Source organism: Aeromonas sp. 600276 (assembly GCF_049175815.1).
Lineage (GTDB): Bacteria > Pseudomonadota > Gammaproteobacteria > Enterobacterales > Aeromonadaceae > Aeromonas > Aeromonas dhakensis.
The window spans coordinates 1-15,011 of the sequence record NZ_JAAKVU010000003.1 but is presented as its reverse complement, the minus strand read 5'-3'; the positions used below and the strand labels follow the sequence as shown (position 1 = coordinate 15,011).

Annotated in this window: 12 protein-coding genes and 1 pseudogene; 6 read left to right on the top strand and 7 right to left on the bottom strand. The window is 59.1% G+C overall.

Features of this window, described 5'->3' with window-relative positions:
* Nucleotides 1-62: 62 nt before the first annotated feature.
* Nucleotides 63-1,433 (top strand): heme anaerobic degradation radical SAM methyltransferase ChuW/HutW, encoded by a 1,371-nt coding sequence (gene hutW, locus G5134_RS03715; protein WP_065018079.1) that lies wholly within the window; start codon nucleotides 63-65, stop codon nucleotides 1,431-1,433.
* A gap of 65 nt (nucleotides 1,434-1,498) precedes the next feature.
* Here hutW and xseA read toward each other — a convergent pair whose 3' ends face one another.
* The 6 genes from xseA to G5134_RS03685 form a co-directional block, all read right to left on the bottom strand.
* Nucleotides 1,499-2,863 (bottom strand): exodeoxyribonuclease VII large subunit, encoded by a 1,365-nt coding sequence (gene xseA, locus G5134_RS03710; protein WP_065018080.1) that lies wholly within the window; start codon nucleotides 2,861-2,863, stop codon nucleotides 1,499-1,501.
* 107 nt (nucleotides 2,864-2,970) lie between these two features.
* A complete protein-coding gene (locus tag G5134_RS03705) occupies nucleotides 2,971-3,900 on the bottom strand; it encodes a DMT family transporter (protein ID WP_065018081.1) in 930 nt (309 codons plus the stop codon).
* A gap of 138 nt (nucleotides 3,901-4,038) precedes the next feature.
* Nucleotides 4,039-4,458 (bottom strand): ExbD/TolR family protein, encoded by a 420-nt coding sequence (locus tag G5134_RS03700; RefSeq protein ID WP_065018082.1) that lies wholly within the window; start codon nucleotides 4,456-4,458, stop codon nucleotides 4,039-4,041.
* Entirely contained in the window at nucleotides 4,458-5,213 is a 756-nt protein-coding gene (locus G5134_RS03695; protein WP_065018083.1) for a MotA/TolQ/ExbB proton channel family protein, read from the bottom strand. The genes G5134_RS03700 and G5134_RS03695 overlap by 1 nt, the downstream gene beginning before the upstream one ends.
* A 2-nt stretch (nucleotides 5,214-5,215) precedes the next feature.
* Complete coding sequence (locus tag G5134_RS03690) at nucleotides 5,216-5,986, bottom strand: energy transducer TonB (protein WP_065018084.1); 771 nt, start codon at nucleotides 5,984-5,986, stop codon at nucleotides 5,216-5,218.
* A gap of 236 nt (nucleotides 5,987-6,222) precedes the next feature.
* A complete protein-coding gene (locus tag G5134_RS03685; RefSeq protein WP_421231911.1) occupies nucleotides 6,223-8,091 on the bottom strand; it encodes a potassium transporter Kup in 1,869 nt (622 codons plus the stop codon).
* Nucleotides 8,092-8,555: 464 nt separating this feature from the next.
* Here G5134_RS03685 and guaB point away from each other — a divergent pair, with 464 nt between their 5' ends.
* From guaB to G5134_RS03660, 5 genes are all read left to right on the top strand, one after another.
* Nucleotides 8,556-10,019 (top strand): IMP dehydrogenase, encoded by a 1,464-nt coding sequence (guaB, locus tag G5134_RS03680; protein ID WP_005301581.1) that lies wholly within the window; start codon nucleotides 8,556-8,558, stop codon nucleotides 10,017-10,019.
* A gap of 83 nt (nucleotides 10,020-10,102) precedes the next feature.
* The gene (gene guaA / locus G5134_RS03675) at nucleotides 10,103-11,692 is read left to right on the top strand and encodes a glutamine-hydrolyzing GMP synthase (protein WP_017781381.1); all 1,590 of its coding nucleotides are present in this window, start codon (nucleotides 10,103-10,105) and stop codon (nucleotides 11,690-11,692) included.
* A 378-nt stretch (nucleotides 11,693-12,070) separates the two neighbouring features.
* Nucleotides 12,071-12,343: a hypothetical protein gene (locus G5134_RS03670; protein WP_010633780.1), complete on the top strand. Its 273-nt coding sequence runs from the start codon at nucleotides 12,071-12,073 to the stop codon at nucleotides 12,341-12,343.
* Between the two features lie 543 nt (nucleotides 12,344-12,886).
* Nucleotides 12,887-13,708 carry a hypothetical protein gene (locus tag G5134_RS03665; protein WP_156559869.1) on the top strand — a complete coding sequence of 274 codons (822 nt, stop codon included), beginning with the start codon at nucleotides 12,887-12,889 and terminating at the stop codon, nucleotides 13,706-13,708.
* Nucleotides 13,709-13,824: 116 nt separating this feature from the next.
* Nucleotides 13,825-14,460, top strand: a complete 636-nt coding sequence (locus G5134_RS03660; protein ID WP_156559872.1) for a type I restriction enzyme HsdR N-terminal domain-containing protein — start codon at nucleotides 13,825-13,827, stop codon at nucleotides 14,458-14,460.
* A gap of 75 nt (nucleotides 14,461-14,535) precedes the next feature.
* Here the strand turns inward: G5134_RS03660 and G5134_RS03655 are convergent.
* Nucleotides 14,536-14,854 (bottom strand): annotated as a pseudogene (locus G5134_RS03655) (IS481 family transposase); the annotation flags it as partial.
* Between the last annotated feature and the right edge of the window lie 157 nt (nucleotides 14,855-15,011).

Below are 15,011 nucleotides of genomic sequence, written 5' to 3'. Positions count from 1 at the left end.
AACTTGGCTCTTATTGATAGTGTTTATCATTTGCATTATTTCACTTGATAACCCTGCCTGCGATGACACCACTGCTGACCCCGACCATGACTGGTCTTGCCACCCCGGATCCCCTCAAGTTCGCCTTTGGCGCCAAGACCTCGGCCCACGCCAGTCGCGGCGGCATGCGCCCGCTCACCCTCGATCATGCCGACTGGCAAGCCTGGTGGCGCTGCGGGAGTGAGGCGGATGAGCGGGCGCTCTATATCCACATCCCGTTTTGCCGCAAGCGTTGCAGCTTCTGCAATTTCTTTGAAAATGGCGCCAACCCGGCCCGTATCACCCGCTATGTCGACGCACTATGCAGTTCGCTTGCCAAGGCGGCGGAGACACCCTTCACCCAGAGCCGCCCCTTCTCGGCCGTCTATGTGGGGGGCGGCACGCCGACGGACATGAGCGCCGACGAGCTGGCGATGCTGGCCGCCGCCATCCGTCGTTTTCCTCTGACTTCGGATGCGGAGGTGACCCTGGAGGGGCGCCTCAACGGTTTTGATGATGCCAAGTGGCACAATGCGCTGGCGGGCGGCTTCAACCGCTTCTCGTTCGGGGTGCAGAGCTTTGATACCGAGGTGCGCCAGGAGGCGGCTCGCTTCGACGACCGGGAGACCCTGTTGACCCGGCTGGGGGAGCTGACCCGTCACGACGGCGCCGTGATCGTGGCCGATCTCATCTTCGGCCTGCCTGGCCAGGATGATGCGGTGTGGCGTCAAGACATCGCGGACGTGATGGCGAGCGGGGTACACGGGGTGGATCTCTATCAGCTCATCGCCATGGCCGGCACCCATCTGGCCCGTGCCGAGGCGAGGGGCAAGCTCGGCTGGGCCGCCGACGGTCAACAGCGGGCCAGCATGTATGCCTATGGCGCCCAGACGCTGGAGCAGGGGGGTTGGCAGCGGCTCTCCTGCAGCCACTGGCGGCGCGGCGAGGCCGAGCAGAGCTGCTACAACCAGATGGCCAAGCGCGGCGCCGAGATCCTCCCCTTCGGGGCCGGGGCTGGCGGCAACGTGCATGGGCACGGCCTCATGTATGGCCGGGATCTGGCGCTCTGGCACGAGGCGCTGGCGGCGGATCAGCGGGCTCCTGGCATGGTGATGGGACGCAATCCCGATGGCCGCCTTGATGGTCTGCTGCGCGGTGCGCTCGACAGCGGCTGGCTGGCGCTGGCCCACTTGTCGGCGCCGCTACGGGCACATCTGCAACCCTTGTTCGAGGCCTGGCAGCTGCATGGGCTGGCAACGCTGAGCGAGGTGCGACTCGAGCTCACCCTGGCAGGGCGCTTCTGGAACGTCAATCTGCAGGCAGGGTTGTTTGAATATTTACAGCTCAACCCGCTGGCGGGGTCGGGTACGACGCCTGCCGATCCGGCGCAGGCGGTGCGCCATTCGCTGGTGTGAGTGCGCTGGCCGAGAGGGCCTGACGAAGAATAAACAAGGGGGCACCTGATGTGCCCCCTTGTTCGTTATGGCTGGTGGACCTCTTCCACCCGCACCCGCAGCTGCCCCTCTGCAAGCTGGGTGACCAGCGTCTGGCCGGCATCGACCTGGGCGGCGCGGCTGATCACCTCACCGCTCTGGGTGCGGGTGATGGAGTAGCCGCGGCCCAGGGTGGCGAGCGGGCTCACCCCGTCGAGGCGGGCGCTGAGCATGGCGAGGCGGTGGTCGGCCAGATCCCGGCGTTTGGCGATGAGGGCATGAAGGCGTTCCTCGGCCAGCTGGTGGCGGCGCTTGCCGGCGGCCAGCAAGCGCTCCGGGCTCTTGCCCTGCAGGCGCAGCTCCAGGTTGGCGAGGCGCCGCTCCCCCTGATGCAGTTTGTGGTTCATCAGCTGCTGCAAACGGGCAGAGAGCTCGTCGAGGCGCTGGGATTGCTGCTCCAGTCGCCGCTTCGGATCCTGATGGTCGAGCCGCTTTTGCAGCAGGATGAAATCATGGCGGGCGGCGGTCTGCTGGCGGTTCATGGCCTGCAGCAGTTGCTGCTTGAGATGGGCGAGGCGCTGGGCGCGGGCGCTCTGATCCGGCGCCACCAGCTCGGCCGCCGCCGACGGGGTCGGGGCGCGCAAGTCGGCGGCAAAGTCGCTGATGGTGACGTCCACCTCGTGGCCCACCGCGCTCACCACCGGGATGGCGGAGTGGGCGATGGCACGCGCCACCGCCTCTTCATTGAAGCACCAGAGATCTTCAAGCGAGCCGCCGCCGCGCCCGACGATCAGCACATCCACTTCGGCGCGGCGGTTGGCCAGGGCAATGGCAGAGGCGATCTGGCCGATGGCGGCGCTGCCCTGCACCTGGGTCGGGTAGATAAACACCGGCAGATCCGGTGCGCGGCGTTTGAGCACCGTCAGCATGTCGTGGAGGGCGGCGCCGGTGGCTGAGGTGACCAACCCCACGGCGCGCGGTTCGCGCGGCAGCGGCCGCTTGCGCCCCTCGTCGAACAGCCCCTCGGCGCCGAGGCGGCGCTTGAGCTCCTCAAAGCGCAGCGCCAGCACGCCATCGCCCGCCGGCTGCATCGACTCGATGATCAGCTGGTAGTCGCCGCGCGGCTCATAAAGCGAGACCCGCGCCTGCACCAGCACCTGCATGCCGTCCTGCGGGCGGAAGGCCACCCGCCGGTTGTTGCCCTTGAACATGGCACAGCGCACCTGGGCCGACATGTCCTTGAGGGAGAAGTACCAGTGGCCGGAGCTTGGCATCGCCAGGTTGGAGAGCTCGCCGGTCAGCCACACCAGCCCCAGATCCTGCTCCAGGATCATGCGCACGGCGCTGTTGAGGCGGGTGACGGTAAAGACCTGCTGTTGTCTGCTTTGACTCGGTTCGTTGCGGTAGTTCAAGGCTGGTCCTGCGCTGTGTGCCCCGCCTTGGGGGCGGGGGCATAAAACAATGGCGCCATCTTAACGCAGTTCGGGGCGAACGCCGAGCGGCGCTGGCCCTGTCGGGTTCAGCGTGCGTCCGGATCCTGAGGCTGCGCCCGGGCCTGAACGGCCGGGGAGCTGGCCTGGCTGGTCACCAGCCAGACCGAGAGGCAGACGACCAGGCCCCCCAGCACGAAACCCTGGCTCAAGGTCTCGCCCAGCACCAGCGCACCCCACAAGATGCCAAAAGGGGGAATGAGGAAGGTGACGGTGAGACTGCGCAGCGGGCCGATATCGGCGATCAGTCGAAAATAGAGCAGATAGGCGAGGGCGGTGCAGACCACCCCGACCGCCAGCACGCTGGCCCAGGCGGTGGGCACGGCCCAGTCGACGTCGGGGCCGGTCGCCAGCTGGTAAGCGAAAAAGGGCAGCAGAAACAGGCTGGCACCCAGCTGGCTGCCAAAAGCCACCAGCTTGGCATCGAGCCCGCCGCGATGGGTGATCCAGCTGCGGGTGAGAAAACCGGCGAGGCCGTAGCAGGCGGTGGCAAACAGGCAGGCCAGCACTCCGGGCAGCAGATGCCCGCCGGCACTCACCTCGCCGGTGGTGGTGATGAGGCTGATCCCGATCACCCCCAATACCACCCCCAGCCATTTGCGCCTGTCAAGGCGCTCGTTGAAGCAGGAAAAGCCGATGAGGGCCCCCATCAGCGGCGTGGTGGCGTTGAGGATGGCCGAGTAGCCGGCCGGCAGCCAGAGGGCGGCGATGGCGTACATCAGAAACGGGATGGCGGAGTTGATGACGCCGAGCAGCATGGCGGACTTGAGCTTGCCCTGAAACCCCATGGGGGCGCGCAGCAGCAGGAGCATGACGGCAAGCCCGATAAGGGCGAACAGCACCCGCAGGAAGGTGGTGTTGACGGCGCCAAACGCCGGGGCGGCGATGCGCATGAACAGGAAGCTGGCGCCCCAGATGGCGGCCAGCAGAAGCAGGCGCCCATAATCGGCAGGTTTCATGGTGTCGTCCTTGCGGTGATGGTGGCCAATATTGGCGCTGCATCGGCATGATGCCGACAAGGTGCCTGTGCTGGCAACTGCCAGGATGGCAGCAGGGCATCCATGCCCTGTGGTGCCGGTGTGTGGGTGACGGGAGCGTTACGGCTCCGGCTGGCTCACGAAGGCAATCTTGTGCAGGCCGTGCCGGGAGGCCTGGGCCATCACCCTGGCGATGATGCCGTACTCCACCTTGCGATCGATGCGCAGCTGGATCTCGGGCTGCTCCCCCTCGGCCTGGCCGGCGCTCTCCATCCTGGCGAGCAGGGCGGCCTCGTCGACCTGCTGATCGTTCCAGTAGATCTTGCCGGCGCCATCGATGGCGAGGTTGATCTCCTCTTTGTCTGGCTGGTTGAGCTGGCTGCTGGCCTCTGGCAGCTCCAGCTTGACCGCGTTGGTGAGCAGAGGGGCGGTGATCATGAAGACGATGAGCAGCACCAGCATGACGTCGATCATCGGGATCATGTTGATCTCGGAGAGGGGTTGATCGTCCCCCTCGTCCGACAGTTTGCCAAATGCCATCAGCCGCGCCCCTCTCTGGTTTTCCGCTCCATCAGCGGAGTGACCTTGGTTGTGGCGACCTGCTCGCAGCCGGTCACCAGCAGGGTGAACAGATCGTGGCCAAACTCCTCCAGCGCCGCGAGCCTGAGGCGATTGCGCCGCACGAAGAAGTTGTAGATGAGCACGGCCGGCAGGGCGACCGCGAGGCCGAAGCCGGTCATGATCAGTGCCTCGCCCACGGGGCCGGCGACCTTGTCCAGACTGCTCTGGCCGGCGGCGCCGATGGCCAGCAGGGCGTGGTAGATGCCCCAGACGGTGCCGAACAGCCCGATGAAGGGGGCTGCCGAGCCCACCGAGGCGAGGAAGGCCAGTCCCTGTTCCAGCCGCACCCGCTCCTGGGTGATGGCCCGGCGCATGGCACGCAGCAGATATTCATCCGACGAACCCAGCTTGCAGCTGACCGCACGCTCCTCGGCCCGGTTCAGCTGGGCCACGGCCGCCAGCGCGGCGCCGGTCAGCCGGCCATAGGCTTCCTGCGGCGGCAGGTGGGCCAGCTGGCGCTCCATCTCCGGCATGCTGTCGTGCTGCCAGAAATCGGCGACGAAGCGGGCGTTGAGGCGTTGTTCCCGCTGCGCGAGATAGCCCTTGAGCAGGGCGTAGTAGCAGGTACCAAGGGACATCAATACCAGCAGGATGAAGGGGATCAGCCCCACGCCGCTGTTCTGGCTGAGCAGGTGGGCGATGCCCATGCCGTTGCTTGCGATTTCAGGATCCATGTTCAAGCCCTTAATTTGAAAATGATGGTGACTTTTGCCGAGGCCTCGACGGCCACGTTGTTCTGTTTGGCAGGAATGAATTTCCAGCGGCTGACGGTCTTGCGGGCCGTCATGTCCAGCCGCCGATAGCCGCTGCTTTTGGCCACCTCCACCGAGGCGGCGGTGCCCTCGGCCGTCACCCACACATGGAGGATGACCCGCCCCTCTTCTCCCCGTCGTCTCGACTCATAGGGGTATTGGGGCTCGGGGTTGTTGAGTCGGGCATCGCGGGCGATGGGGGCGCTGTTGCCAGCGCCGCCGCCAGCCTTGCGGGCAGGATGCTGACTGGCACTTTCGCCGCTCGACTGTGCGGCCGTTGCTGCCGCCGCAAGGGCGGGCGCGGTGACCGGCGGTTGCGGACTGCTCACCGGCATGACCTTGGTGGGCTGCACCGGCGGGGTGCGGTTTTCAAGCGGTTTGACCACCGGCTTGACGCTCTTTTTAACTGGCTTGAGCGGCGGTTTTTTGGGGGTCGGTAACGGTCTGGCTTTTTGCGGCACTTTTTGTACTTGCTGCGCTGTGGTAGCAGGGGCGGGGGCGTCATTGGTTGCAGCTTCGCCGACCCAGCGGGCCGACAGGGTCAGCGGCAAGGGCGGGGTGATGGGGGCAGGCTGGTGCGCATAGAGCCACCAGAAGGCGGCAAGATGCAGGGCGATCGAGATGGCAAGGCAAACGAGACGGGCGGCGTCGGGATCGTTGGCGGGCAGTGTTGGTCTCGGGCTGCAGGCGTCCATCACTGGGCTCCCTGACGAGTCTTCATATTCATACTCAAACGGCTGGTGTGAGGGCGCCAGAACCGGCGCCGATGCCGCAAGCTTGCCCGACGAATAGCCCATCAAACAATAACTATTATCAATCGTGTTTTAATCGTAACAGGATGAAAAACCGGGAGATAAGCATCGACACCAAGCTCCCTTTGCCACCTCACAGGTTGCAACGCCGCCTTCTGGTAATGAGTGGTGGCTGCGGGTTACAGCTCCAGCAATACCCCGAGCTCCACCACCCGGTTGGCCGGAATATGGAAAAAGTCGGTGGCCTTGAGGGAGTTGCGGTTCATCCAGACGAACAGCCCCTCTCGCCAGCGCGCCATGCCGGGCAGATCTGTGCTGACCAGGTGCTCGTGGGAGAGGAAGAAGGAGGTCTTGGCCATGGTGACCTTCAGATCCTCCTGGGCGCAGGCCTGGAAGATCTCCTCCATGGAGGGTACCTCCTTGTAGCCGAAGTGGGCGACCACCTGCCAGAACCCCTCGCCAAGGTGGGTGAGTTCGATGCGCTCCTTGAAGGAGAGCCAGGGCTCGTCCTTGATCTGAACGGTCAGGAAGATGACCCGTTCGTGCAGGATCTTGTTGTGTTTGAGGTTGTGCAGCATGGCATGGGGCACCACCTGCACCGATTTCGAGAGAAACACGGCGGTGCCGGGTACCTGCAGCGGCGGGTCTGCCTGCATGTTGTCGACAAACCCTTTCAGTGCCAGTGATTTGTGTTCCAGCTTGTCGAGCACCAGCTCCCGTCCGCGCTTCCAGGTGGTCATCACCAGGATGGCCAGCAGCGCAAACAGGATGGGGAGCCAGCCACCGGCCAGAAACTTGGTGGTATTGGCGGCAAAGAAGGTGACATCGACCAGCAGCAGCGGCGCGCACACCAGCGCAATCAGCCAGCGCGACCACTTCCAGCGGCGGGCGGCCACCACCATCAACAGCAGGGTGGTGAGCGCCATGGTGCCGGTCACCGCGATGCCGTAGGCGGCCGCCAGGTTGCTTGAACTCTGGAACCAGAGGATGACGATGACGATGCCCCCCAGCAGCAGCCAGTTCACCAGCGGCAGGTAGATCTGGCCTATCTCGTGCTCCGAGGTGTGGCGGATCTCCTGGCGCGGCAGGTAGCCGAGCAAGATGGCCTGGCGCACCACCGAGTAGGTGCCCGAGATCACCGCCTGGGAGGCGATGACGGTGGCCAGGGTGGCGAGGATCAACAGCGGAAAGGCCAGCCAGGAGGGGGCGAGCAGGTAGAAGGGGTTTTCGATGGCGGCGGGATTGCGCAGCAGCAGGGCCCCCTGGCCGAAGTAGTTGAGCAGCAGGGCCGGCATCACCAGGGAGCCCCAGGCCAGCTGGATGGCGCCACGGCCAAAGTGGCCCATGTCGGCGTAGAGCGCCTCCGTGCCGGTGACGCAGAGCACGACGGCCCCCAGGGTGATAAAAGCGACCCCCGGTCGGCTGACCATGAAATCGAGGGCGTAGAGCGGGTTGACAGCCTGCAGGATGGCGGGGTTTTGCCCGATCTCATAGGCGCCGAGCGCCGCCAGCACCCCGAACCAGAGCAGCATGACCGGGCCAAACAGGCGGCCGATGCCGGCGGTGCCGTAATGCTGGGCCCCGAACAGGATCACCAGTACGGTGAGGGTGATGGGCAGCACGAAGGGCACCAGTTCCGGGGTGATCACCTGCAGCCCTTCGACCGCCGAGAGCACCGAGATGGCGGGGGTGATCACCGCATCCCCGATAAAGAGCCCCACGCCGACCAGACCCAGCATCATGAGCAGGGCGCGCGACCTGGCCGGGAGGCGGCGGGAGGCCAGCGAGGCGAGGGTGAGGATCCCCCCTTCTCCCTTGTCGTCGGCCCGAAGCACCAGCAACACATATTTGAATGAGACCACGATCATGATGGTCCAGAAGAAGAGGGAGACGATGGAGAGGATCCCCGCCGGCGTGGGTTGCAGGCCCAGGTGTCCGGCGAAGCTCTCCTTGAGAGCATAGAGCGGGCTGGTGCCGAGATCGCCATAGACGACCCCCAGTGCCGCCAGGGTTATGGCCATGCGCCCTTGCGAGTGTCCGTGATTCATCATGAAATTCCATTTCAATTCAGAATGTTAATCATGATACGCAGGCGCCGGCTCAAAGCAAACCCGCGCCGTGAAAAGGTCACTTAGCTGAACGTGCCAACCCGGGTGAACCAGTTCGGATACGGCGCAGCTCGGCATAGTTGTTGACGAACTTGCCAGAGGCGAGTGACCCGGTTGGCGAGGGAGCCCGACAGGTGCCAACGGGTCTGTGACGGGGGAGGGGTTGCGGGGCTGCCTGAAAAAATGAAACGGGAACTTTTTTGCATAAAACCGCAATGAGACAACTCTTTTGTCCCCAAAAGGCTGTTTTGCGACTGAAAATGTTGGTTTTTTAGCGGCTTGGCGGCTGAAAAGGCCAAAACGCCATAAAAAATTCAAAAAACTTCTTTACCAGTGACCAATGCGTGAGTAAACTTCGTCGGCAATATTTTACACCCCCACTTCCTCAACGGTGAGATATTGCCATGCTCAGGATTGCCAAAGAAGCGTTAACCTTCGACGATGTACTGTTGGTTCCCGCCCACTCCGAAGTTCTTCCCAATACTGCCGATCTGCGTACCAAGCTGACCTCTGCCATCAGCCTGAACATCCCCATGATCTCCGCTGCCATGGACACAGTGACCGAAGCCCGTCTGGCTATCGCACTGGCCCAGGAAGGCGGTATCGGCTTTATCCACAAGAACATGTCCATCGAGCAGCAGGCTGCAGAAGTGCGCAAGGTCAAGAAGTACGAGAGCGGTGTGGTCACCGACCCCGTCACCGTACGCCCTGACCTGACCATCGCCCAGATCAAGGAGCTGAGCCACAAGAACGGTTTCGCCGGCTATCCTGTGGTAACCGAAGGCAACCAGCTGGTGGGCATCATCACCGGTCGTGACGTGCGCTTCGTGACCGATCTCTCCCAGACTGTCGAACAGATCATGACCCAGAAGGATCGTCTGGTCACCGTGCGTGAAGGGGCGCCTCGTGAAGAGGTGGTTGGCCTGATGCAGAAGCACCGTATCGAGAAGGTGCTGGTGGTCAACGCCGACTTCAAACTCAAGGGCATGATCACCGTCAAAGACTTCCAGAAAGCCGAGCGCAAGCCGAACGCCTGTAAAGATGACAAGGGTCGTCTGCGGGTCGGTGCCGCCGTCGGTGCCGGTGCCGGCAACGAAGAGCGCGTCGCCGCCCTGGTGGAAGCCGGTGTGGACGTGCTGCTGATCGACTCCTCCCACGGTCACTCCCAGGGCGTGCTGGATCGCATCAAGGCGACCCGCGAAGCCTACCCTGATCTGCAGATCATCGGCGGCAACGTGGCTACTGCCGCGGGCGCCAAGGCGCTGGCCGCTGCCGGCGTCAACGCCGTCAAGGTCGGTATCGGCCCGGGCTCCATCTGTACTACCCGTATCGTGACCGGTGTGGGCGTGCCCCAGATCACCGCCATCTCCGACGCCGTTGACGCGCTGGAAGGCACCGGCATCCCGGTGATTGCCGATGGCGGCATCCGCTTCTCCGGTGACGTGGCCAAGGCCATCGCCGCGGGCGCCAGCTGCGTCATGGTGGGTTCCATGTTCGCCGGTACCGAAGAGGCGCCGGGTGAGATCGAGCTCTACCAGGGCCGCTCCTTCAAGTCCTACCGTGGCATGGGTTCTCTGGGCGCTATGTCCAAGGGCTCCAGCGACCGTTACTTCCAGACCGACAACGCCGCCGACAAGCTGGTGCCGGAAGGGATCGAAGGGCGCGTGCCGTACAAGGGCCGCCTCAAAGAGATCATCCACCAGCAGATGGGCGGTCTGCGCTCCTCCATGGGCCTGACCGGCAGCGCCACCATCGACGACATGCGCACCAAGGCCGAATTCGTGCGCATCTCGGGCGCCGGGATGAAAGAGTCCCACGTTCACGACGTGACCATTACCAAAGAAGCCCCCAACTACCGGATGGGCTGATAAAACGGGGCTGCGGCCCCGTTTCTCCACCCCTTTTTTATCCCGTGCTTTTTGTGACAACAGCAGCCTGATGCAGGAATAAAATGACTAAAGACATTCACCAGCACCGTATCCTTATCCTCGACTTCGGTTCCCAGTACACCCAGCTGATCGCCCGTCGCGTGCGCGAAATCGGCGTCTACTGCGAACTGTGGGCCTGGGATGTGACCGAAGAGCAGATCCGCGAATTCAATCCGAGCGGCATCATCCTCTCCGGCGGCCCCGAGTCCGTCACCGAAGCGGGCAGCCCGCGCGCCCCCGAGTACGTGTTCAACGCTGGCGTGCCGGTGTTTGGCATCTGCTACGGCATGCAGACCATGGCCGAGCAGCTGGGTGGCAAGGTGCAATCCTCCACCGAGCGTGAATTCGGTTACGCCAAGGTGGAAGTGCTGGGCAACGCCGGCAAGACCAGCGCGCTGCTGCGCAACATCGAAGATGCCATCGCCGACAACGGCAATGCCCTGCTGGATGTGTGGATGAGCCATGGCGACAAGGTCACCACCATCCCGGCCGACTTCACCACCATCGCCCAGACCGCCACCTGCCCGCATGCCGCCATGGCCAACGAGGCCAAGCGTTTCTACGGCGTGCAGTTCCACCCGGAAGTGACCCACACCCGTCAGGGTGCCCGCATGCTGGAGCACTTCGTCAAAGACATCTGCGGCTGCGAATGCCTGTGGACCCCGGCCACCATCATCGACGACGCCGTTGCCCGCATCCGCGAGCAGGTGGGTGACGACGAGGTGATCCTGGGCCTCTCCGGCGGTGTGGACTCCTCCGTGGTCGCCATGCTGGTGCACCGCGCCATCGGCGATCGCCTGACCTGCGTCTTCGTCGACAACGGTCTGCTGCGCCTGAACGAAGGCACCCAGGTGATGGAGATGTTTGGTGACCACTTTGGTCTGAACATCGTCAAGGTCGATGCCGAAGAGCGCTTCCTCTCCGCCCTGGCCGGTGAAGATGAACCGGAAGCCAAGCGCAAGATCATCGGCCGCGTCTTCGTCGAAGTGTTTGACGATGAAGCGAAAAAGCTGAAAAACGCCAAGTGGCTGGCACAAGGCACCATCTATCCTGACGTCATCGAATCGGCTGCCAGCAAGACCGGCAAGGCCCACGTCATCAAGTCTCACCACAACGTCGGCGGCCTGCCGGAAGAGATGAAGATGGGGCTGGTGGAGCCGCTGCGCGAGCTGTTCAAAGACGAAGTGCGCCGCGTTGGCCTCGAGCTGGGTCTGCCCTACGACATGCTCTACCGTCACCCGTTCCCGGGCCCGGGTCTGGGCGTGCGGGTGCTTGGCGAAGTGAAGAAAGAGTACTGCGATATCCTGCGCCGCGCCGATGCCGTCTTTATCGAAGAGCTGCGCAAAGCCGACCTCTACAACCAGGTCAGCCAGGCGTTCGCTGTGTTCCTGCCGGTGCGCTCCGTCGGCGTCATGGGCGATGGCCGCAAATATGACTGGGTCATTGCCCTGCGCGCGGTCGAGACCATCGACTTTATGACTGCTCACTGGGCCCATCTGCCGTACGACTTCCTCGGTCACGTGTCGAATCGCATCATCAACGAGATCAACGGTATTTCCCGCGTGGTGTACGACGTCTCCGGCAAGCCGCCCGCAACCATCGAATGGGAATAAGCGGCTGACGCCCTTTCGCCCTTCAAGCATAAAAATGTCAAAAAGACGCCCTTGCGGCGTCTTTTCTTTTTCCAATCGTTTGCGCCTCATTTTTCCCCTCGCTAGCCGCTTTCTCGCCTCCCTGCCTCTGTCAGATATGACAGGGGGTGTTTTATGGATCTCGCACTAGGCTCAGCCATGCCAATTGAGACCGATGCTGTGAGGCGAGGGTCGTGGCAGCAGGGGAGAGTGACGACAGCAACGCCTTTATGTGCACTGTCGACACCGGACATGCCAAATCTGGTATGACCCCCGGTGGAGTCCGGACACCACTTGAATAAACGGGGCGGAACCCGAACAGCCAAACGAGTAGGGACAAGAGATCACGGAGGGTTACTTATGTCAGAACAAGCAGTGTTGTTGGGCGGATGGACTGCCTACCACAAGCTGAGCGCCAAAGATCAGGCCGTATTCAACCAGGCGCTGGAAGGATTTGTCGGGGTGCAGTACACCCCCTTTGAAGTCTCCACCCAGGTCGTTGCCGGCACCAACTACCGTTTCAAATGCAAAACCACGGTGCCGTTGCCCAACCCGATCCACGGGGAAGCCGTGGTGCAGATCTTCCAGTCTCTGGATGGCTCGGCCCATATCACCTCCATCACCCCGATCTGATTTGGCTGCGGGGCAAGGTGGGGAGGGGGGGAGATCTCCTAACCGGTTGGCTCTAACACCCAGCAATAAGAAAGACGCCTGAGGGCGTCTTTTCTTTTCCACAACTAAGCACCTCTTATGTGCGGTCAGCATAGAAACTTATCGATTAATTTGTTGATCTTGCTCATCAAATTATCATCATCCTCTTTTGTTTATCTGTCATGCTCGCTAGGATAGCCATTTGGAGATGGCCTTTTTGATGTCATCGATTAGCCAAACTAGATACATCGTTTGGATTAAAGACTGCAGACAGAAGACTGTCGGACGGTTGCTTGGGTGTAATTTGGCAATGGTGCTAGTACGCCAAGTGCTAGTAGGGCAACTGTGGATAGAAGCGAATGCAGTTAGACACTAATGATATTACTGCAATATCATGATTTAAAATTAATTTTTTACTGTTGTGAAGATAAGGCGGACTTATACGGAAACTCTTCTTTTGAAATAGTACCGCCTTCTATCTAATCACTATTAAATAACCATCGAAACAAGGCGTCATATAGCGACATGAAATATTTTAAAGATCAAGTTTTAGGTGGTACAAGGGTTGACTCTCAAGGTGAAAAAATCCCTAAATATGTCTTAGATAAGTTCGTTTTAAGCTGCCAAGGTAAAAAGCAGCCATTAAACCAAGATCATGATTTAATGCATAAAAATGCCGGATACATAGAAAATATCAGACTAGTTGAAGATGTAAATAATGCCGGTGAGTGGTCTTTAATAGGCAATGTGTTTTGCGAAACTAATGATCTAAAAATTTCGCTTGGTGGTTTTAGTATCTCTTATTTTGAAATTACTGAGGAGCTAAGTCCAAGTCCCGAGTTAATTATTTACCTTCCGTACCCACATTATAACGACCAGTCTGTAATTGACGCAATTTCCATGGGTTCAGATGTGAATGTAGGGCGATGGGTCAAGAAAGGAGCTGAGCCGGCTTCAATTGCACTTATAGGGGCAACAACAGTAATCATACTTAAATCTGTATGGGAAGATTTATACAAAACGTATATTGCTCCAAAAATATATTCATATTTCTCAGAGAAGTGTGAAGAGTTTAAATCACGTAATATTTCTACTGATCTGATTCAAGTGGTCGATTACAATGGAAGAAATATTCAGATAACTTTTATACCAATTCGAGGGGCAGAAAAAGACTGCTTCTCTATTGACTATTTGGATTCAGCATTGAAGTCTGTTCATGCATATTTATACTCTGAGAGCAAAGGTGATGAAATCTCTAGTATACATTTATATTTTCATGATAAAACAACTGGGTTTAAAATTCATCGCGTAGAGTTTTTAGATGGAAATGTCGAGCATCATGCCTAACAACTCGTTTCAGTGGATGCATTTACAGTCGTCATTTTTGTTTGAAATTATCAGTGAGAGGTGACAAAAATGAGTCACCATTGAACTTAGCGTTGAATGCGAAAGGAGAACAGGAATTGAACGAAGTAGAAGTAATGTATTTAATGTTATTTCCTAAGCTTAAGGAACTTGGCTATCCCGAGTCTTCTATTCGACAGGAGTTTGTGGTCCAACTAGATAGGAATCAAAGAAAGCATATTGATATTGCTATTCTAGACCCTGATTCGAATGATGTAATTGCAATAATTGAGGTTAAGAGTGGCTCAAAACCAAGAGCATTGGAAAGTGCAGCACAACAAGTCGCATCCTACGCTAGGGTATTTCCTTCAGCACCATTGCCACTAGTTTATATTTCTGATGGAAAACAAACGATCATTGGTGTTGTAGACGAAGATGATGCGAGTGTGAAGTTACTTCCTGAGTTACCAGAGTTTTCATCTTTACTCAAAGGTGATAGAGCACAACAAAAACTTAATACAAAAACAAAAACAACTAGAACAACGGATAGGTTTACTTTTTCCTGCTATTTCATGGCCTTGTTAGTCTCAGTGATACTTATTTTTGATGTGATCGGTTTTTATAAGTTTAGCTCTCAGCAACTGAGTTTACTTTGCCTATTTATAGGGTTGCTTGTTATTCCTTATGCAGCGAAGTTTAAATTGTTGGGAATGGAATTTGAGAGGAACAGTGATGGAAAAGCAAAGAATAATTAAAAAGTCGCTATGGTGTATACTGATCTAATTCTCACCTGACACCGGCCTCAAACTGGTGTCTTATTTACGCTACTTTTAGAACGCACTTCCTTTCAGACCCTTTTTGAACGTGCTATAGGGGGTCTGCCCTTCCATTATTCGGTCCTGATGTGGTCGTTGGGTGTTGCGTGCATCAGGTAGTTGTCCTGGTCTGTCTGCATCTGCTGTTCCACCAACTCATACCAGGTCATCCGTCCTTTGATACGGAAATGTTCATCCAGCAAGGTGCGATGCAACTGTTGGATATGCATACTTTGGTGGTCCGATGCTCAATCCCCTCCAGTTGCAGAAAGAGCTCGTAGGAATGATGGTCAGGGCGTCCGCAGAACTCACGCCCATTGTCCGATCGTGCCGTAGGGTGCAATAAAAGTGTACCTCTAATTTGATACTGCATACCTTGGATAAAAATCGCTCTGAAAACGGTGCAATGCGCGTCGTGTATGGAGATGGTATTCACCTGACAGTTGCCCACAAAAGGGAGTGGTCATACGGCTTCAAACCGGATAACAAAA